Below are 20,045 nucleotides of genomic sequence, written 5' to 3' on the forward strand. Positions count from 1 at the left end.
ATCGTTACTTTCCGGACCCTTCCCTCTGAACCGTTTCCAGCAGGGCGCGGGCCGCATGACTGAGCTGTCTGCCGTTCAGGCCGACAGCGCCTAATACCCTTGCAACCGGAAACCCGATGTCCAGCGTCCGGATGCTTGAATCGACCATGCTGATCGGTAATACGCTCCAGCCGATACCCACACCGGTCATCATCTTGATGGTTTCCAGGTAGTTGGTCGGTATCTGTTGCCGAAGCGGTAGGTTGGCCTCCAAAAACAGTCGGCTGACCACCCGATAGGTCGCTGTTGTTGTATCTGGCAGGATCGCCGGATACTCGGCCAGATCCTTCAGCTCGATGCGAGCACGGGTGGCAAGCTCATGATCGGGTCCCACGACAAACGCCATAGGATCTGGCCATTGTTCGTATACCACGAAGTCGCTTTCCATACTGTCACTAAGTGTGACAAAGGCGAGTTCCGCCTGTCTTTTTCGCATCTGGATGTAGGCCGTATCCGACTCCATGAACTGCAGATTCAGCGACACCCTGGGATGCTCGCGCGTGAACTTTCTGAGCCAGTTCGGCAGGTGGTGGAGACCGATATGATGACTGGCGATGATCTGAAGCTCGCCGGAAACCACTCCATCGCCGGAAGAGAGCATGGTTGTGGCGTTATGGATCTCATCGAGGATTCGGCGGGCGTGGGGGATCAGGCGTTTGCCGGCGTCAGTCAGGCCGATGCTCCGTTGGCTGCGATCAATCAGGGTGGTGTCCAACTGGCTTTCCAGAGCAGCGAGCCGCTTACTGATTGCAGGCTGTGTTAAATGAAGTGATTCTGCCGCTTCGGAAAAGGAGCCCTGATCAACAATGGCCAGGAACGCTTTTAATGCATTGGAATCCATAAGATGTGCTCGCTGAAAGAAGGTCGACCGCGCAATAGGGCGAATCAATTTAGCATTCCATTTGGGAATGGGCCAAATAAAAAACATGAATTGCGGTTATGTGTGGATGGTGAGTATCATTCGGCCAGCGTTGTTAATAACAGCAATGATTTGATAGTGAGAGATCAGTTATGGCGGGCAAGACCTTATACGACAAGTTGTGGGATGACCATTTGGTAAAACAGCGGGACGATGGTTCCGCGCTTATCTATATCGATCGTCAACTGCTGCACGAAGTGACGTCACCGCAGGCGTTTGAAGGCCTGCGTATTGCGGGTCGCAAGCCGTGGCGCATCGATGCGAACCTCGCTACTCCCGATCACAACGTGCCAACCACGGACCGGGAAAAGGGCATCGACGGCATCGTTGATCCGGTCTCCCGTACCCAGGTGGAAACCCTGGACCGCAACTGCGACGAGTTTGGTATTCAGGAATTCAAGATCAAGGATCAGCGCCAGGGTATCGTGCATGTGATTGGGCCGGAGCAGGGCGCTACGCTGCCGGGCATGAGCATCGTCTGCGGTGATTCCCACACGTCCACCCACGGCGCTTTCGCCTGTCTTGCTCACGGTATTGGAACCTCTGAAGTTGAGCATGTTCTGGCCACCCAATGTCTGGTCCAGAAGAAGATGAAAAACATGCTGGTGCGCGTGGACGGCCAGCTGGGGGCTGGGGTTACCGGTAAGGACGTGATTCTGGCCATCATCGGCAAGATCGGCACGGCGGGTGGAACCGGCTACGCGATCGAGTTTGGTGGTGAGGCGATTCGTGGCCTGAGCATGGAAGGCCGGATGACCATTTGCAACATGGCCATAGAGGCGGGTGCTCGTGTCGGTATGGTGGCGGCTGATGATGTCACCATCGATTACGTTCGCGGTCGTCCGTTTGCACCGGCTGGTGACACCTGGGATGCCGCCGTTGCTTATTGGAAAACCCTGCACAGCGATGAAGATGCGGAGTTCGACAAAGTCGTGGTGTTGGATGGCGCGTCCATCAAGCCGCAGGTCAGCTGGGGGACCTCGCCGGAAATGGTGGCCGATGTGGATGGCCAGGTGCCGGATCCGGCTCGCGAAGAAGATCCCATCAAGCGTGAAGGCATTGTTCGTGCTCTCAAGTACATGGGGCTGGAGCCGAATATGGCCATCACTGATATTCAGCTCGACCGCGTGTTCATCGGATCCTGCACCAACAGTCGAATCGAAGACCTTCGGGAAGCTGCGGCGGTCGTGAAGGGACGCAGGGTTGCGCCGACCCTGAAGCAGGCCCTGGTGGTTCCGGGCTCCGGACTGGTCAAGGCGCAAGCCGAGCAGGAAGGTCTGGACAAGATTTTTGTTGAGGCTGGCCTGGAATGGCGTGATCCGGGTTGTTCCATGTGTCTGGCCATGAACGCCGATAAGCTGGGGCAGGGTGAGCACTGTGCGTCAACCTCCAACCGGAATTTTGAAGGCCGGCAGGGATTTGGTGGCAGAACCCATCTCGTCAGCCCTGCCATGGCCGCTGCTGCGGCAGTGGCAGGTCATTTTGTTGATGTCCGCGACTTGCTGAACTGATCCATAGGAGACACCATGCGCGCTTTTACTCAATACAAAGGGCTGGTTGCCCCGATGGACCGTGCCAACGTGGACACGGACATGATCATTCCCAAGCAGTTCCTGAAGTCCATCAAGCGGACCGGTTTCGGTCAGAACCTGTTTGACGAGCTGCGTTACCTCGATGAAGGAAAACCGGATCAGGATTGCTCGTCCCGGCCGTTGAATCCGGATTTTGTGCTCAACCAGGATCGGTACCAGGGGGCAGGTGTGTTGCTCGCCCGGGCAAACTTTGGCTGCGGTTCAAGCCGGGAGCACGCTCCCTGGGCCCTGGAAGACTACGGTTTTCGGGTCGTAATCGCACCGAGCTTTGCCGATATTTTCTACAACAACTGCTTTAAGAATGGTCTCTTGCCCATTGTTTTAGATGAGGAAATTGTTGATCGGCTGTTCCGGGAAGCTGAGGCCAGTCCGGGCTATTCCCTTGAGATTGACCTGGTCAAGAAAGCTGTGACGACCCCGTCCGGCGAGACGTTCGATTTTGAAGTGGATGATTTCCGTCGCCATTGCCTGCTGAACGGCCTGGATGATATCGGCGTCACTCTCGAAGATGCGGATGCGATCCGTAGCTATGAAGAAGAGCGTCGGGAGACCGCGCCCTGGTTGTTCGGCTCCGGAAGCTGATCGTTTACAGATTGAAGTGATTTAAAACAGGAATTGATTATGTCCAGAACTGTATTGATGTTGCCGGGCGATGGCATTGGCCCCGAAATTGTGGCTGAGGCCGACAAGGTTCTCAGGAAAGTAAATGAGCAGTTTGGGCTCGGAATCGAGTTTGACGATGCGCTGGTGGGTGGTGCCGCCATTGATGAGTCCGACACCCCGCTTCCGCAGGAAACCCTCGACAAGGCCCGACGCGCCGATGCCATCTTGCTTGGCGCTGTTGGCGGCCCGAAGTGGGATGCACTGCCAATGGCCAAGCGGCCTGAGAAAGGGTTGCTCGGCTTGCGCTCCAACCTTGAACTGTTCGCGAACCTTCGTCCTGCCATTCTGTATCCGCAACTGGCGTCAGCGTCCTCTCTGAAGCCGGAGGTTGTCTCCGGTTTGGATATCATGATTGTTCGGGAGTTGACCGGTGGAATTTACTTTGGTCAGCCCCGAGGCGTTCGTCAGCTGGAGAGCGGTGAGCGCCAGGGTTACAACACGTACGCCTACACAGAATCCGAAATCCGTCGTATTGGCCGTGTCGCTTTCGAAGCTGCCCAGCAGCGCGGTAAGAAGCTGTGCTCGGTGGACAAGGCAAACGTGCTGGAAGTGACTGTTCTGTGGCGGGAAATCATGAATGATCTGCAGCGGGAATACCCCGATGTGGAACTCTCTCACATGTATGTGGATAACGCGGCGATGCAGCTGGTCAAGGCACCCAAGCAATTTGACGTGATTGTGACTGGCAATATGTTTGGTGATATCCTTTCGGACGAAGCTGCCATGCTGACCGGTTCCATCGGTATGTTGCCGTCCGCGTCACTGAACTCCCAAAAGCAGGGGATGTACGAGCCCTGTCACGGTTCAGCGCCGGATATTGCGGGTAAAGGCATTGCCAACCCGCTGGCCACGATTCTGAGCGCGGCAATGATGCTGAGATACAGTCTGAACGAGGAAAAGGCTGCTCAGGCGATCGAAACCGCTGTCAGCAAGGTGCTCGACCAGGGCCTTCGTACAGCCGATATCATGGCCGAGGGTGGTCGCCAGGTCTCTACGAGAGAAATGGGCGACGCCGTTCTGGCCGCGCTGTAAACCAGCCCTGGTGAACCCGAGATCCGACGGCAACAACATGCTGTTGCCGCGGAATCATCCATCCGGTCCCTGCCAGCGATAACGGCAAGGGGCGGGCACAATACGAGATTCAAAGGTCGCAAATGAAGCGAGTTGGACTTGTAGGCTGGCGCGGCATGGTGGGCTCTGTCCTGATGCAGCGCATGCGCGAAGAAAATGATTTTGCCGATATCGATCCGGTATTCTTTTCCACTTCCCAGACCGGGAAACCAGCACCGGACGTAGGCAAAACCGGCGTTCCCACTCTGCAGGACGCCTTCGACATTGACACCCTGAAAACCATGGACGTGATCGTCACCTGTCAGGGTGGGGACTATACCTCCAAGGTTTTTCAGCCGCTGCGTGATGCAGGCTGGGAAGGGTACTGGATTGATGCGGCATCCACGTTACGGATGGCTGATCATTCCGTGATCGTACTGGATCCTGTTAACAGAAACGTTATTGATGACGCGCTCGGAAAGGGTGTAAAAGACTTCATCGGCGGTAACTGTACCGTGAGCCTGATGATGCTCGCCCTGGGTGGGCTGCTGGAGCAGGATCTGATTGAGTGGGTTTCACCCATGACTTACCAGGCGGCCTCCGGTTCCGGCGCGCAAAACATGCGTGAGTTGCTCAACCAGATGGGTGCTTTGAAAGACAGCGTGGCTGATGAGCTGGCGGATCCGTCCTCGGCGATTCTGGACATCGATCGCAAGGTCACGGACACCATGCGTGGAGGCGATTTCCCCACTGAGCATTTCGGTGTGCCGCTGGCGGGTAGTCTGATTCCGTTCATCGACAAGCAGCTCGATAACGGTATGAGCAAGGAAGAGTGGAAGGCGGGCGTTGAGACCAACAAAATTCTTGGTCGCAGCGACAACCCGATTCCCATCGATGGCATCTGTGTTCGTATTGGTGCCATGCGCTCTCACAGTCAGGCGCTGACCATCAAGCTCAAGAAGGATCTCTCGGTTTCGGAAATCGAGGGCATTCTTGCCGGAGCCAACGATTGGGTGAAAGTCATTCCCAATGATCGTGACGCCACCATGGAAGAGCTGACGCCGGCCAAGGTGACTGGAACCCTGAGCATTCCAATCGGCCGTATCCGGAAACTGGCAATGGGCCCGGAATACATTTCCGCGTTCACCGTAGGCGATCAGTTGCTGTGGGGTGCTGCGGAGCCCTTGCGGCGCATGCTCCGTATCCTGCAAGAACGTTAAGAAATGTTACGCAGGGGCTGAGTAGTGCCAACTGCGTCCGGTTTTGGTAAAGCCGGCTGGGGGCGGAGGCTGACGACAGCCTTCGCCCCTGTTATTTTGTGGCGAACTAACAAGTTCCACGTGGTTTGTAAAAAAACGGTACAAATTTCACCGGTGATTGATTGATTCAAAGGGCGTTATCAACAATACTGGCCCGACGAAAATTAAACATTCGACATAATAACTAGAACTATCCAGACGGAAGTCATCCAACCTCGTCCGATTCTGTTTTAACAAGCAGTAGAGAATAACGGAGACTGGAAAGGAAAAAGCATGAAGGTACGCAAGCTTGCGGTTGCCCTGGCGCTGGCGGGAGGGCTCGGGTCCGGCGTCGCACAAGCCTTGGGGCTGGGAGAAATTAAACTTCAGTCCTATCTGAATGAACCTTTGGATGCGGAGATTCGTCTTCCCCAAAGCCGCGGTGTGGATCCCAGCGATGTATACGTAAACATAGCCCCAGAGTCGGCCTATGAGACCGTGGGTCTGGATCGTGACCAGTTCCTGAGCAAGCTCCGGTTCCAGGTTGTAACAGAAAGCGATGGTTCGTTGGTGGTTCAGGTTTCCTCGCGGGAACCGTTGCGTGAACCGTACCTTAACTTCCTTCTTGAATTGACCTGGCCAAGCGGCCGGTTGATGCGTGAATACGCTGTTCTGGTTGATCCCCCTGTATACGCAGAAGATTCCGGGGTTCAGGAAAGTGTGACCGCGCCGTCTGCGGCTACCAGCACCTCCCAGCCTTCCCAGACACGTGATCCGGAATCCGTCCGTCGCCAGGCGCAGGCTGAAGCCTCGGTGCAGCGCGGTTACCAGGGTAATACCCTGGGTCCGACCGATTCCTCCGACACGCTCTGGACGATTGCTTCCCGGGTCCGTCCTGACAACAGCGTGACCACTCAGCAAGTGATGATTGCCATCCAGGATCTGAATCCGGATGCATTCATTGGCGCAAATATTAATCGCCTGAAACGTGGCGAGGTTCTGCGAGTCCCGACCCTTGAGCAGATCCAAAGCCGCTCTCGTGCCGAAGCTACGCGGATCGTTGCCCAGCAGAATCGTGAGTTCCAGTCTCCTCAGCGTACGGTTGATGCAACAGATACACAGGTAGCCCAGGCTTCCGGTACTCAGGCCCAGGCTAGCGGCGACGAACTGAAGCTGCTGGTTGCTGACGCGGATTCCCGAGAAACCAGTGAGGGAGGGTCTGCCGGTGGCGATGGTCAGTTGCCAGGAGGCGTAGACGCGGGTGCAGCTGTAGCGATGGAAGAGCTTGAAAGCGCCCGTCGCGAAAACGAAGAGCTCTCTGGTCGGGTTCAGGATCTGGAAGGTCAGATCGAAACCCTGCAGCGTTTGCTGGAGCTGAAAAACAGTCAGTTGGCTGATATTCAGGGCATGGCCCAGGAAGGTGAAGAGCCTTCACCTGTGCAAACTTCCGGCGAAGAGGGCGTCGCTGAGTCTGGCGAGGGCGAAGCCGACGCTGAAGCTGACGTTAATGGCGAAGCCGCTGCGGATGCAGGTGTTGATGCTGAGGTCGATGCGGAAGCAGAAGCAGCCGTAGAGGGTTCCGCGATTGCTGGCGAAACAGCGGTTGAGAGCGAGGAAGCCTCTGAGCCTGTTACCGGTGAGTTGGCTGAGCAGGACGGTTCTGAAGTCGATCTGGCTGCTGAGCAAACTGATGAAGTGGCTGAGGTTGATCCGGTGATGACTGAAGCCGGTAGTGAAACTGAGGTGGAGCAGCCTGAGGTTGTTGAAGGCTCTGACGCTTCCGAGGTTGCTGAGAATGCGGGCGTCCAGGCGACTGAACAGCCGCAGCCTGAAGAAACTGCTCCGGAGTTCCAGCCCGCTACTGCGAATGCTGAGCCTGCACAGCCAGACGCTCAGCCCGCCGCAGAGCAGGGGGCGATTGCGGGCATCATTGATACCATCCGTAGCAACCTCTTGTATCAGGTGGCCCTCGGTGGTGGTCTGATCCTGCTTCTGCTTCTGCTTCTGGTGGTTGCGCGTCGGAACGCTAACCGCGAGAAAGCTTTCTACGAGCAGTTGAATCAAGAGTCCGAATCTGAGGGTGATGATCTTGAACTGACTCTGGATGATGACGAATCGTTCGAGTCCGACAAGGACAGCGCCATTGCTGAAGCCGATAACTACATCGCGTTCGGTCGCCATGAGCAGGCGGCCCAGACTCTCGAGGAGGCAATTTCCCGTGAGCCTAGCCGGACCGATCTGCGGCTGAAGTTGCTGGGTATCTATGCCGAAACCCAGAATCAGGTGTCGTTTGACAAGCAATACTCTGAAATCGAGTCACTCGACGACGAGAAGGCGCTGGCAACCGCTAACGAGTTGCGCGCTAAATTGGAAGACGCCGAGTCGATACCGAGTATTGACGATCTGGAATCTCAGCTGCGCTCTGATTCTTTCAGCACAGCCGAACCTCAAGTAGAGAATGATTTTTCCTTTGCGTCGGACAATGAAAGCGATGCGACCCTCTCTGATGAGCTGCTGGCCGATCAATACGATGCGCAGAAAGAAGAAAAGGTTGAAGACGAGTTTGCGGAATTCGACACCGATTTTGCCGACTTTGAACTGAACGAGCCGGAAGAATCGAAGAGTGATGTTGAAGAAGCATCAGCGCTCGAGACTGAGGGCGAAAATCGGAGTCGTGCAGATGATGCTATCGAATTCGATCTGTCGGACGTCTCACTGGAATCCGAATTGCCGTCGGAGCCGGTAAAAGAGAAGGATGATCTTGATTCCCTGTCTTTGGAAATCGACGAAGATAACGGTTCTCTGGATTTCGATCTTGAAGAGTCGCTGAGTGACATCACTGAGAAACCAGAGTCTGGCCTGGCTGAATCGGATGAAACCGGGCCCGAGCTGGAAACGCTCGAGGACAGTCTCGACTTTGATCTCGAAGAGGCTCAGGAAGAGATCGTCGATGGGGATAATAGAACTTCCGAGGAGAAGGGTGTCGACACCCTGGATTCTCTCGACGAGTCATTTCTTGATGAACTCGACGCGGAGCTGGACAAAGTAGCCGGAGAAGATGAAGCTGGTGAATCGGTTTCCGAAGACGGCGGTCTGGACGAGCTGGAGCTGGACGTTTCCGATGAAGATCTCGCCCTGATGGAGGAGTTCTCAGAGACTACTGACGCAGCCAACGACGACGAACCAGGCGCGCCAGCTCTGGGCGAAGACCTGAGTCTCGAGGATACGCTGGAGCCGGAAGGCGCCTCGAGTACTGATAGCCCAGAGGAAGAAGTGGCGGCTGTAGAGGAGTTCGGGGACCTGGGGTCATGGGACACTCTTGAAGAGCCAGCGGAGCCTGAAATTCCTGTTACGTCTGAAGTGCTTGAAGGCGAATCTGCGTCAAAACCCTCTGCGCCTGTTGATATCGACGAAGGCGATCTGGGTGAGGACGATGATTTTGACTTCCTGGCAGGCACGGATGAAGCAGCCACCAAGCTGGATCTGGCCAGAGCCTATATCGAGATGGGCGATGCCGATGGTGCTCGCGATATTCTCGAAGAGGTCTCTCTGGAAGGAGATGAGGAGCAGAAAGCCGAAGCGCAGGATCTCCTTAAAAATCTGGCCTGATTCGTTATAATCGAAACATCAGGTAACGAGCGCCGGCCACCGGGAACTGTTCCCGAGTGAGCCGGCGTTTTCTTTTGTCAGCAGAAAGAATCGGGATGGCGCTTGTTTCTCGAACCACAACCTCTCACGACGGATAATGCAATTGGCAATGGTCGGGTGGCCATCGCGTTTGAATACGATGGTCGTGACTTCCATGGCTGGCAGTTCCAGAAATCCGGAGTTCGCTCCGTTGAGGGTGAACTGGCCAAGGCGGTGGCCAAAGTTGCCAATCACCCGGTCGATCTGGTGTGCGCAGGTCGAACCGATGCGGGCGTTCATGCCAGCCACCAAATCGTGCATTTCGAAACCTCGTCGATTCGGAACCGGCGCTCCTGGGTGATGGGGATCAACACCGCTTTGCCCAGCGACATCGCCGTGCATTGGGCGGGAAACGGGGCAGCCGATTTCCACGCGAGGTTTTCTGCCACGTATCGCCGCTACCGCTATGTCATTTATAACCACGCGGTTCGACCAGGCATACTCCGGGGCCAGGTGAGCTGGAACTTTCGCCCTCTGGATGAACACAAAATGCATCAGGCGGCTCAGGCTCTGGTCGGTGAGCACGATTTTTCCGCTTTCCGTGCAGCTGGCTGTCAATCCCGCTCACCGATACGGTTTCTCGAGCGTATCTCCGTCTCCCGTAAGGCTGAGTTCGTTGTGATTGATGTGCAGGCGAACGCTTTCCTGCATCATATGGTCAGAAACATCGCAGGGGCTCTTATGGCGGTTGGTACGGGTGAGCAATCAGCTAATTGGATAGCGGATATTCTGGCAACCCGGGACCGAAAGAAAGCGGGTGTCACCGGCCCGGCACAAGGGTTGTATCTGGTTGATGTGGGCTACCCAGCCGAATGCGGAATCCCCGAGGCGGACTGTGGGCCAGCATTTCTGCGGCCGTGGTTTACGCCTGAGGAAAACAGGCCCATCGAGCCAACACATATCCATCGTAAGCAAAGACAGGACGTATGACGACAAGGGCAAAAATTTGCGGTTTGACCCGGACCGAGGATGTACGGGATGCCGTGGCAAGCGGCGCGGACGCGCTGGGCCTGGTGTTTTACGAGCCCAGTCCGAGAGCCGTGAGCGTTGAGCGGGCAGCGGAGCTGGCCGCCGAAGTGCCGGCCTTCGTTACGCTGGTTGGTCTGTTCGTGAATCCGAGTGACAGGTTCGTCCGAACGGTTCTGGATAGGGTTCCGTTGGATGTTCTGCAGTTTCACGGGGATGAAAGCCCGGAGTTCTGTAACCAGTTTGGTCGCCGGTGGATCAAAGCTATTCGTGTCCGTGAGTCCGGGCAAATTGAAAGGGCGTTTTCGGAATACCGAAAAGCCTGTGGATTACTGGTAGACGCTTGGGACCCTGACCGTTACGGTGGTACAGGGCAGTCCTTTAACTGGCAACTTATCCCTGAAAAGCGTCCTATGCCGTTGATATTGGCCGGCGGTTTGTCATCTGATAACGTATTTCGCGCCATTGAGCAGGTCCAGCCGTGGGCAGTGGATGTGAGTGGCGGCGTTGAGGAGCAAAAAGGCGTCAAGGACAGAAGCAAAATGTTTAATTTCATGAAAGAGGTTCGCCGTGTCTGTAAAACTGACTGAAGAAATGCTGAGTGCATTGCCGGATGCAAGGGGGCACTTCGGACCCTTTGGTGGCCGCTTTGTTTCCGAAACATTGATGGATTCGCTGATGACGCTGGAAGACGAGTACCAGCGCTTGAAAAAGGATCCTGATTTCCAGGCCCAATTCGACAAGGAGTTGGCGGATTACGTCGGTCGGCCCACGCCGCTTTATTTTGCCGAGCGCCTCAGTCGTGAAACCGGTGGCGCCCAGATCTGGCTGAAGCGGGAAGACCTCTGTCATACCGGTGCTCACAAGGTTAACAACACGATTGGCCAGGCCCTGCTGGCGAGTTTCCTCGGTAAAAAACGGGTGATTGCCGAAACCGGCGCAGGCCAGCATGGTGTTGCCACCGCGACTGTCTGTGCTCGGTTGGGCCTTGAGTGTCATGTGTTTATGGGTGCGGAAGACGTTCAGCGGCAATCGCTCAACGTGTTCCGGATGAAGCTGCTGGGTGCAACGGTGCATCCGGTAGAGAGTGGGACCAAGACCCTGAAAGATGCCATGAACGACGCCATGCGCGACTGGGTTACCAATGTGGACGATACTTTCTACATCATTGGCACTGTGGCAGGGCCCCATCCATATCCTCTGCTGGTTCGCGATTTCCAGTCCGTGATCGGTCGGGAAACCCGTCGTCAGGCACTGGAGAAAACCGGCAAGCTCCCGGATGCGCTCGTGGCGTGTGTGGGCGGTGGCTCGAACGCCATCGGTATGTTCTACCCATTCCTCGCTGATGAGTCGGTAGAGTTGTACGGCGTCGAAGCGGGGGGGCTTGGCATTGAGACGGGCAAGCACGCTGCGCCATTGTGCGCCGGTCGCCCGGGCGTTCTGCACGGCAATCGCACCTATCTGATGGAAGACGAAAATGGCCAGATAGCGGGCACCCATTCCGTGAGCGCTGGCCTTGATTATCCTGGCGTCGGTCCGGAGCACAGCTGGCTGAAGGATATCGGTCGTGCCAACTACGTGTCGGTGACCGATGATGAAGCAATGGAAGGCTTCCGAAAGCTGACCCGAGTTGAAGGCATCATGCCGGCCCTGGAAACCGCTCACGCGGTTGCCTATGCCATCAAGCTGGCTGCCACCATGGATAAGGATCAAACCGTTGTGATCAATGTATCGGGGCGGGGCGACAAAGACATCAACACGGTTGCCCGATTGGAAGGCATCGAGATCTAAGGTTGTAACAGGAGCAGCATTGGCATGAGCCGAATTGAAGGAGTTCTGAAGACGCTCAAGGGGCAAGGTCGAAAGGCGTTGATTCCCTATATCACCGCGGGTGATCCTCACCCTGATACAACCGTTGAACTGATGCACACGCTGGTTGAAGCTGGCGCCGACATTATTGAACTGGGTGTGCCTTTCTCCGACCCCATGGCTGACGGACCGGTCATTCAGCTGGCCTGCGAGCGGGCACTCAAGCATGGCACCTCTTTGCGTCAGGTTCTGGGTATGGTCAAGGCGTTCCGATCCCGGGATTCTGAAACGCCCATCGTGTTAATGGGGTATCTCAACCCCATGGAAGCAATGGGTTACGAGGCGTTTGCAGACGCCGCGCGCGACGCGGGCGTTGATGGTGTCTTGACGGTAGACCTGCCTCCGGAGGAGGCAGACGAGGTTGCGCCACTGTTCACTGACCGCGGGCTGGACGCCATTTTCCTTTTGTCCCCGACCACGACAGATGATCGGATCCGCGCCATCAGCGAGTATTCTTCCGGCTATGTGTACTATGTTTCATTCAAGGGGGTGACAGGAGCTGCCAAACTGAATGTGGAGGAAGTAGCGTCGCGTGTCAGCCATATTCACGAGCTGACAGCCCTGCCTGTGGGTGTTGGGTTTGGTATTCGTGACGCCGAAACCGCCGCTGCGGTAGGGCAGGTATCCGATGGTGTAATTGTTGGAAGCGTCCTAGTCGATACAATTGCCAGAAATCAGGCAGATACCGCGCAACTTAAACGCGCGTTGACAGATCTGCTGCAACCGATGCGAGAAGCACTGGACAGCCTGAGTTCCTGAGCCCTGGTGCTTCAGGCTGGACGGCATCACAGGACAGGATGAAATCATGAGTAACTGGCTGGACAAAATCATGCCGAGCAAAATTCGCTCGGACTCCAAGCAACGAACCGGTGTGCCGGAGGGGCTATGGAAAAAGTGCCCCAAGTGCGGCGCCTTTCTCTATAAGCCGGAGCTGGAGAAAAACCTTGATGTTTGTCCCAAGTGTAACCATCACCTGAGGGTCGCTGCGCGGCGTCGTCTCGATATTTTCCTCGATCCCGGTGACCGTGTGGAAATCGCAGCGGATCTGGAGCCCTGGGATCGCCTGAAATTCAAAGACAGCAAGCGCTACAAGGATCGGTTGTCCCAGGCACAGAAGGCCACCGGGGAGAAAGACGCGCTTGTGGTGATGAAGGGTGCGACTATGGGTGTTCCACTGGTTGCCTGTGCCTTTGAGTTTAACTTCCTGGGTGGTTCCATGGGGCAGGTGGTTGGCGAAAAATTCGTCCAGGCTGCCAACGTTGCGCTGGAAGAGCGGATTCCCCTGGTGTGTTTCTCTGCCAGTGGTGGCGCTCGCATGCAGGAAGCCATCCTGTCTCTTATGCAGATGTCGAAAACGGCGGCTGTGTTGGAACGCATGAAACAGGAAGGTATCCCATACGTGTCGGTGATGACTGACCCGGTATTTGGTGGCGTATCCGCCAGTCTTGCCATGCTTGGTGACCTCAATATTGCCGAGCCGAATTCTTTGATCGGCTTTGCTGGTCCACGGGTGATTGAGCAGACGGTGAGAGAGAGGCTTCCGGAAGGCTTCCAGCGCAGTGAGTTTCTGGTAGAGCACGGTGCCATCGATATGATTCTGCACCGCCATCAGATGCGCGAGCGCATTGCGCATCTATTGGCCAAATTTACCGCGGCAGAACGACCGGGCACGGAAGAGCCAATTGAATTCGAAGTCAGCGAAATGCCGGGATCTGATGGCGCGGTGGAATGAGCGTGATGCCAGCTCTCCGGAACCGCCCGGGGCTGGCGCCACTGTCGACCGGTGGCTTACCTATCTGGAAGCTATCCATCCCAAAGAGATAGATCTTGGCCTCGACCGTGTTTTACTGGTGTTGCGCCGACTATTCCCGCGGAAGCCAGATGCACGAATCATCACGGTGGCAGGTACTAATGGCAAGGGCAGCACGGTTGCATCCATAGAGCGACTGCTCCTTTCCTGTGGTCGTAAGGTTGGTGCCTACACCTCTCCCCATTTGCAGGTCTACAACGAGCGGGTCCGCCTTAACGGACGTGACGTTGAAGATCGTCGCCTGATTGCAGCATTCGAGCGTGTTGAAGAGGCTCGTCGAAACGTTTCCCTGAGTTACTTCGAATTCGGTACCCTCGCGGCATTCGTAGTGTTCGACGCCGCTGGTGTTGAAGACTGGATTCTTGAGGTGGGTCTTGGCGGGCGCCTGGATGCCGTCAACGTGCTCGACGCTGATCTTGCCGTTATCACTTCCGTGGATATCGACCACGTTGCCTTCCTTGGCGATAACCGGGAGGTCATCGGCTTCGAAAAGGCCGGTATTCTTCGCCCGGGTATCCTCGCCGTGTGCGCGGATGACAATCCGCCCCAGTCGATTCTGCAGCAGGCCGAGGCCCAGAAGGTCGATCTGGCGTTAGTGGGCCGTGATTACCGCTTGTATGAGGACCGCGGGATTACCGGCAATTTGTCGCCGCAGATTTTGCTGGACGAGAAGGGGTGGCAAGTTTCGTTGCCAAATGGTCCGTTACCCGTGTCAAGTGTGGCGGCGGCCGTGGTGGCGGTGCGCCGCCTTGAGCCGGACATCAGCGAGCGCATGGTTGAAAGCGCTCTGGCTGGCCTGAAGGTTCCCGGCCGTTTCGAGCAGTTGGGGGAGCGGCCCGCAGTGTTTGCTGATGTTGGCCACAACCCCCATGCAGCGCGCTGGCTGGCGGGCCGCTTGCTGGCCCGTAAGTATTCTGGATGCAGAGTGTTGGCGGTATATGCTGCTCTGGCGGACAAAGATGTGGCAGGCGTGTTTGCCGCCATGGCGCCGGCGGCCGACAGGTGGTGGGTGGCTGGCCTGGATGTGCCCCGCGGGATGTCTTCGGTCGAGTTGTTTGATCAGGCCCATCAGTGTGGGCTCACTGGTGTTGAGAAGGTCGAGACGGTATCCGATGCAATACGTGCGGCTCTTGATGAGGCGTGCAGCAACGACATCATTATCGTGTTTGGCTCGTTTTTTACGGTTGCCGAGGCTCGCGCCTTGCTTGCCCACCCGACAGCGCGGCAGCGGCTGGATGAGTTTCTTGATCCGGACGGTCGTTCCGAGTTGAGCGTTTTCGATCAACAAGGGACCTCGAGCTGTGTGGCCTTTCCGGGCTCCTATGTCGATGACCATGCCCTGGCCCAGGATAGGACGGGCGAGCAGGAGTCCTTACTTGCCATGAGCGGAACCTGTCTTGGTAACCCGGTGGTCGCTTGTGCTTTCGAGCATGGTTTTTTGGGTGGCACACTTGGTGCGGTAGCGGGTGAGGTGTTTGCACGTGCAGCGCGCTACGCGCTGGAGATGCGGGTTCCCCTCGTCTGTTTTACGGCCAGCGAGGGGGCAAGGATAGAAGAGGGTATGGGCTCCCTCATGCAGATGGCGAAGACGGCTGCATCGATAGAGAAGCTCCACCAGGAGGGTGTTCCCTACATTTCCGTTCTTGCCAACCATGTGTCCGGAGAGGTTTGGGCCAGTCTTGCGGTTCTTGGTGATATCAACATTGCCGAATCCGGAGTACGGGTCAGTATGGCGCCATTGGCGCTTATGGAGCAGGGGGCCCTGGACGGAGACGCACAGCTGAGGGATGCCGAGCAGCTCCTGAGTCATGGTGCGGTGGACATGGTGGTTGATCGCCTGGATATGCGCACCTCCATTGGGCGCTTGCTGGGGAAGTTCGGGTCCGCGGCGTCGTCTGGTGAGGTCAGCGAAGGCTGAACCCTGGGGCAGAGTTGGGCTTTAAGCCCGGGAGTGGTTCTCCCGAACTTTCAGCCTTTGTGTTATGTCAGTATCGCGGTTAGTATCTTTTGCGATAAAAAAACGCAGAATGGTTTTCAGACAGGAGTGTGGGATTGTGGATGGACTGAAACAAAGAATTGTCGGTGCACTGGTGCTGGTGTCCCTGGCGGTCATCTTTGTTCCCATGATATTTGATGAGCCGCACTCGGAGCGTACTTCTAATTCCATTCAGATTCCTGAGGAACCCCCGTTTCCCGAAGTGACCGTTCCGGAGGATGATGCGATTGTTGCGCCTGTCGATGGGCCGACCGGTGTTGAGGGTGACGGTGGTGCAAGCGCTGCCAGCGATGATGAGCCCGAACCTGATTACCGAATTGTCGAAACGGAGCAGGCTCCCTTTGAGGGCGTTCCTGAGGTCGATCAGGAGTCGGAGCCAGTCGCCGAATCCAGGGTAGAAAGTGCTCCTGAGGTATCAAGCCAAGCGCCCGAAGATGCCGAGGTCGAGCCTGAAATCACTGAAACGTCTCCCGATGCCGGTCGAGACATTGAAGCGGGTGACTGGGTCGTCCAGCTTGGCAGTTTCGGCAACGCAGACAATGCCCGTCGCCTGAGCGAGCAGGTTCGGGATAAGGGTTACGGTTCCCAGCTACAGGCGGTCAAACGCGGCGATGCCACCCTGACGCGGGTGTTCAGTGGTCCTTTCCCGGACCGCGCCAGTGCCGAGGCCGCAAAGCGCGTCCTGGATGAGTCCTTCAGCCTTAATAGTCTGGTTACAACCAGCGACAAATAAACCGGTTGGTTTGGCGGCGCTGGCGGTTTGGCGAAGGTCGGTTTCCTGATAGAATTCGCGCTTCCTCTCGTTCCATTGGGTAGTTCATGGAAACTCTGATCTGGATTGATTGGGTGATTATCACCCTGATCGCAGTATCCACTCTGTTTAGCCTCAAACGAGGTTTCGTCCGGGAAGCCTTGTCGCTGGTTACCTGGGTGGGTGCGTTTATCCTGGCACGCACTTTTCATCCCCAGATGCAGATGTTGCTTGAAAGCACGGTTGAAACCCCACTGGTGCGTCTGATCGCCGCCTTCGCCATTCTGTTTTTTGGTACGTTGATTGTCGGCGCTATTATCAACAACATGATTGGCCACCTGATTCGCGCGACCGGGCTGTCTGCAACAGACCGGGTGCTGGGTATGGGCTTTGGGCTTCTCCGGGGTGTGGTGGTTGTGATCGTGGGTATCGCATTTACCCGTTACACCCCCTTGGCGCAGGATACCTGGTGGCGGGAATCGGTGATGATCAATCATCTGGCGGTGGTCGAGGACTGGTCCAGGCGGACTCTGGGCGACGAGTTCGCGCGATTCCTGGGGCCCGCGCCAGATAGCACGGATGCGGGAACTTCCATTCAGGAGCAGACAGGTGTAGAGCCTGTATCTGCATCCAGTTAATATTCAGAATTTAACCCTCGGAGACAGTTTGACCCATGTGTGGCATCGTCGGCATCGTCAGTACATCCAACGTCAACCAGACGCTTTATGATGCGCTGACCGTACTTCAGCATCGGGGCCAGGATGCCGCGGGAATCGTGACCTTCCAGAATGAGCGCTTTCATCTGCGTAAGGACAATGGTCTGGTACGCGATGTGTTTCATACGCGACACATGCGCCGGCTGGTTGGTAATGTTGGTATCGGCCATGTCCGCTACCCGACAGCCGGCAGCTCCAGCTCCGCAGAAGCCCAACCGTTTTATGTGAACAGCCCCTACGGGATTACCCTGGCCCATAACGGTAATCTCACCAACGCAGACGAGTTGAGCCAGGACCTTTTCCGTACGGACCTCCGTCATATCAATACCAATTCGGACTCCGAAGTTCTGCTCAACGTATTTGCTCACGAACTGCAAAAACTGGGCAAGCTGACGCCGACAAAGGATGAAATCTTTGCCGCGGTCAAGGCTGTTCATAAGCGTTGTCGGGGCGCTTACGCGGTGATTGCTATGATTACGGGCTATGGCATTGTCGGTTTCCGCGACCCGAACGGTATTCGTCCGGCCTGTTATGGCGTCCGGGAGAGTGAGGATGGCCGCAAGGAATACATGATCGCGTCCGAGAGTGTGGCCCTGAACGCTGCTGGCTTTACCCTGGTTCGTGACATTGCCCCTGGTGAGGCGGTGTATATCGAGACCGATGGCACGCTCTACACCCAACAGTGCGCTCAGGATCCGCACCTGTACCCCTGTATTTTTGAGCATGTGTACTTTGCCCGGCCGGATACGATCCTGGATGGCGTATCGGTCTACAAGGCGCGCCTGCGCATGGGCGAGACCCTGGCTGATAAAGTATTGCGCGAATTCCCGGATCACGACATTGATGTGGTCATGCCAATCCCGGATACCAGCCGTACCTCTGCGATGCAGATGGCTCACCGGCTTGGGGTCAAGTTCCGCGAAGGGTTTATCAAGAACCGCTACATTGGCCGGACGTTCATCATGCCCGGTCAGAAGATGCGCAAGAAGTCGGTGCGTCAGAAGCTGAATCCGATCGACCTCGAGTTCCGGGACAAGAACGTCATGCTGGTGGACGATTCCATAGTTCGCGGCACCACCTGCAAGGAGATCGTACAGATGGCCCGGGATGCCGGTGCCCGGAAAGTGTACTTTGCTTCCGCCGCGCCCCCCGTTCGCTATCCGAACGTGTACGGTATTGATATGCCCTCGGCCAACGAACTCATTGCGCACGACCGCACGGTCGAAGAGGTGGGTGAAATGATCGGCGCTGACTGGCTGCTGTACCAGGATCTTGAGGATCTGGTGACCTGTGTCAGTGATGTGAACGACGACATCGAAGGCTGGGAATGCTCGGTATTCACCGGCAACTACGTGACCGGCGATATTGATCAGGCTTATCTGGACAAGCTCGACGCCGCCCGCAACGATACCAAGCGATCAGGTACCGGAGGCGGCAATCCCGCTGACAACGGCATCATTGATCTACATAACGACGAAGACTAGACCGTAAGACACATAAGACATAAGCAGGAGCAGTTCATGACCTTTCGCCGCGAAGAAACTGTCTGGATCCCGGAATCGGATCTTGAGGGTATGTCCGTCGATACCCTCGCGGTGAGGGCAGGGCAGATGCGTACCGGGGAGCTGGAGCACAGTGACCCGATTTACCCGACATCCAGCTTTGTCTACGGTAGCGCCGCTCAGGCGGCCGCCCGTTTCGGTGGTGATGAGCCCGGAAACATCTATTCCCGGTTTACCAACCCCACTGTGCAGTCATTTGAGCGACGAATGGCCGCGATGGAAGGTGGCGAGCGTGCGGTCGCCACTGCATCGGGCATGGCGGCCATCCTGAGCACCTGTATGGCGTTGCTCAAGAGCGGCGACCATGTGGTTTGCTCCCGGGGAGTGTTTGGTACGACCAACGTGCTGTTCCAGAAATACCTGGCCAAGTTCGGAGTGGAAACGTCGTTTGTGAGCCTGACGGATGACGAGGGCTGGCGAAGTGCGGTGGGTGAGAACACCCGCATGCTGTTTATTGAAACACCTTCCAACCCGCTCTGCGAAGTGGCGGATATTCGTGCACTGGCCGACCTGGCGCATTCACACGAGGCTTTGCTGGTCGTTGACAACTGCTTTTGTACGCCGGTGTTGCAAAGGCCGCTGGAACACGGCGCCGATGTGGTTATTCATTCCGCGACCAAGTACCTGGATGGTCAGGGACGGTGCGTTGGCGGCGTGGTCGTTGGCCCCGAGAAACTGATGGAGGAAGTCTATGGTTTCCTGCGTTCCGCAGGGCCGACCCTTAGCCCGTTTAACGCCTGGGTGTTCCATAAAGGCCTGGAAACCTTACCAATCCGTATGCGAGCCCACTGTGAGAATGCATTAGAGTTGGCTCAATGGCTGCAACAACAACCTGAGGTAGAGACGGTATTCTATGCCGGTTTGCCTGAGCATCCGCAGCATGAACTGGCAAAGCACCAGCAGAGTGGGTTTGGGGGGGTTCTGTCGTTCCGGGTAGAAGGTGGCCGGGAGGAAGCCTGGAGCTTCATCGACGCCACCCGAATGGTCTCAATCACCGCCAATTTGGGCGATGTCAAAACGACGATTACTCACCCGGCCACAACGACCCACGGACGCTTGTCTCCTGAAGACAAAAGCGCCGCGGGCATCACTGAAAACCTGATAAGGATCTCAGTGGGTGTGGAAGCAGTCGAAGACCTGAAGACCGACCTTGCCCGGGGGTTTCAGGCCCTTCAGAACCAATAAAT

General features: G+C 56.4%; 16 protein-coding genes. 15 read left to right on the top strand and 1 reads right to left on the bottom strand.

Features of this window, described 5'->3' with window-relative positions:
• Positions 1-4: 4 nt before the first annotated feature.
• A complete protein-coding gene (locus K8I84_RS04075; protein WP_223793431.1) occupies positions 5-880 on the bottom strand; it encodes a LysR family transcriptional regulator in 876 nt (291 codons plus the stop codon).
• A 170-nt stretch (positions 881-1,050) separates the two neighbouring features.
• Between K8I84_RS04075 and leuC the strand changes: the two genes are divergently transcribed.
• From leuC to K8I84_RS04155, 15 genes are all read left to right on the top strand, one after another.
• Complete coding sequence (gene leuC, locus K8I84_RS04080) at positions 1,051-2,469, top strand: 3-isopropylmalate dehydratase large subunit (protein WP_223793432.1); 1,419 nt, start codon at positions 1,051-1,053, stop codon at positions 2,467-2,469.
• Positions 2,470-2,484: 15 nt separating this feature from the next.
• Positions 2,485-3,132: a 3-isopropylmalate dehydratase small subunit gene (leuD, locus tag K8I84_RS04085; protein ID WP_223793433.1), complete on the top strand. Its 648-nt coding sequence runs from the start codon at positions 2,485-2,487 to the stop codon at positions 3,130-3,132.
• A 39-nt stretch (positions 3,133-3,171) separates the two neighbouring features.
• Positions 3,172-4,245 (top strand): 3-isopropylmalate dehydrogenase, encoded by a 1,074-nt coding sequence (gene leuB, locus K8I84_RS04090; protein WP_223793434.1) that lies wholly within the window; start codon positions 3,172-3,174, stop codon positions 4,243-4,245.
• A 122-nt stretch (positions 4,246-4,367) separates the two neighbouring features.
• The gene (asd, locus tag K8I84_RS04095; protein WP_223793435.1) at positions 4,368-5,483 is read left to right on the top strand and encodes an aspartate-semialdehyde dehydrogenase; all 1,116 of its coding nucleotides are present in this window, start codon (positions 4,368-4,370) and stop codon (positions 5,481-5,483) included.
• 312 nt (positions 5,484-5,795) lie between these two features.
• Positions 5,796-9,110 (top strand): FimV/HubP family polar landmark protein, encoded by a 3,315-nt coding sequence (locus K8I84_RS04100; RefSeq protein ID WP_223793436.1) that lies wholly within the window; start codon positions 5,796-5,798, stop codon positions 9,108-9,110.
• Positions 9,111-9,212: 102 nt separating this feature from the next.
• On the top strand, positions 9,213-10,118 hold the full coding sequence (gene truA / locus K8I84_RS04105; protein WP_223793437.1) for a tRNA pseudouridine(38-40) synthase TruA: 906 nt from the start codon (positions 9,213-9,215) through the stop codon (positions 10,116-10,118).
• Positions 10,115-10,744, top strand: coding sequence for a phosphoribosylanthranilate isomerase (locus K8I84_RS04110; RefSeq protein ID WP_223793438.1), 630 nt, complete (start codon positions 10,115-10,117; stop codon positions 10,742-10,744). The genes truA and K8I84_RS04110 overlap by 4 nt, the downstream gene beginning before the upstream one ends.
• On the top strand, positions 10,737-11,945 hold the full coding sequence (gene trpB, locus K8I84_RS04115) for a tryptophan synthase subunit beta (RefSeq protein ID WP_411722653.1): 1,209 nt from the start codon (positions 10,737-10,739) through the stop codon (positions 11,943-11,945). The genes K8I84_RS04110 and trpB overlap by 8 nt, the downstream gene beginning before the upstream one ends.
• Positions 11,946-11,969: 24 nt before the next feature.
• Complete coding sequence (gene trpA, locus K8I84_RS04120; protein ID WP_223793440.1) at positions 11,970-12,782, top strand: tryptophan synthase subunit alpha; 813 nt, start codon at positions 11,970-11,972, stop codon at positions 12,780-12,782.
• 46 nt (positions 12,783-12,828) lie between these two features.
• Complete coding sequence (gene accD, locus K8I84_RS04125) at positions 12,829-13,755, top strand: acetyl-CoA carboxylase, carboxyltransferase subunit beta (protein WP_223793441.1); 927 nt, start codon at positions 12,829-12,831, stop codon at positions 13,753-13,755.
• Positions 13,706-15,751, top strand: coding sequence for a bifunctional tetrahydrofolate synthase/dihydrofolate synthase (gene folC, locus K8I84_RS16980; RefSeq protein WP_317848197.1), 2,046 nt, complete (start codon positions 13,706-13,708; stop codon positions 15,749-15,751). Before accD ends, folC begins: the two co-directional genes overlap by 50 nt.
• 136 nt (positions 15,752-15,887) lie before the next feature.
• Positions 15,888-16,562, top strand: coding sequence for an SPOR domain-containing protein (locus K8I84_RS04140; RefSeq protein ID WP_223793442.1), 675 nt, complete (start codon positions 15,888-15,890; stop codon positions 16,560-16,562).
• 86 nt (positions 16,563-16,648) lie between these two features.
• Positions 16,649-17,218, top strand: coding sequence for a CvpA family protein (locus K8I84_RS04145; protein ID WP_223793443.1), 570 nt, complete (start codon positions 16,649-16,651; stop codon positions 17,216-17,218).
• 35 nt (positions 17,219-17,253) lie between these two features.
• A complete protein-coding gene (purF, locus tag K8I84_RS04150; RefSeq protein WP_223793444.1) occupies positions 17,254-18,780 on the top strand; it encodes an amidophosphoribosyltransferase in 1,527 nt (508 codons plus the stop codon).
• A gap of 36 nt (positions 18,781-18,816) precedes the next feature.
• Positions 18,817-20,043, top strand: a complete 1,227-nt coding sequence (locus K8I84_RS04155) for an O-succinylhomoserine sulfhydrylase (protein WP_223793445.1) — start codon at positions 18,817-18,819, stop codon at positions 20,041-20,043.
• The last annotated feature ends 2 nt before the right edge of the window (positions 20,044-20,045 follow it).

It is taken from the genome of Marinobacter sp. F4216, assembly GCF_019931195.1.
Taxonomy (GTDB): Bacteria; Pseudomonadota; Gammaproteobacteria; order Pseudomonadales; family Oleiphilaceae; genus Marinobacter; species Marinobacter suaedae.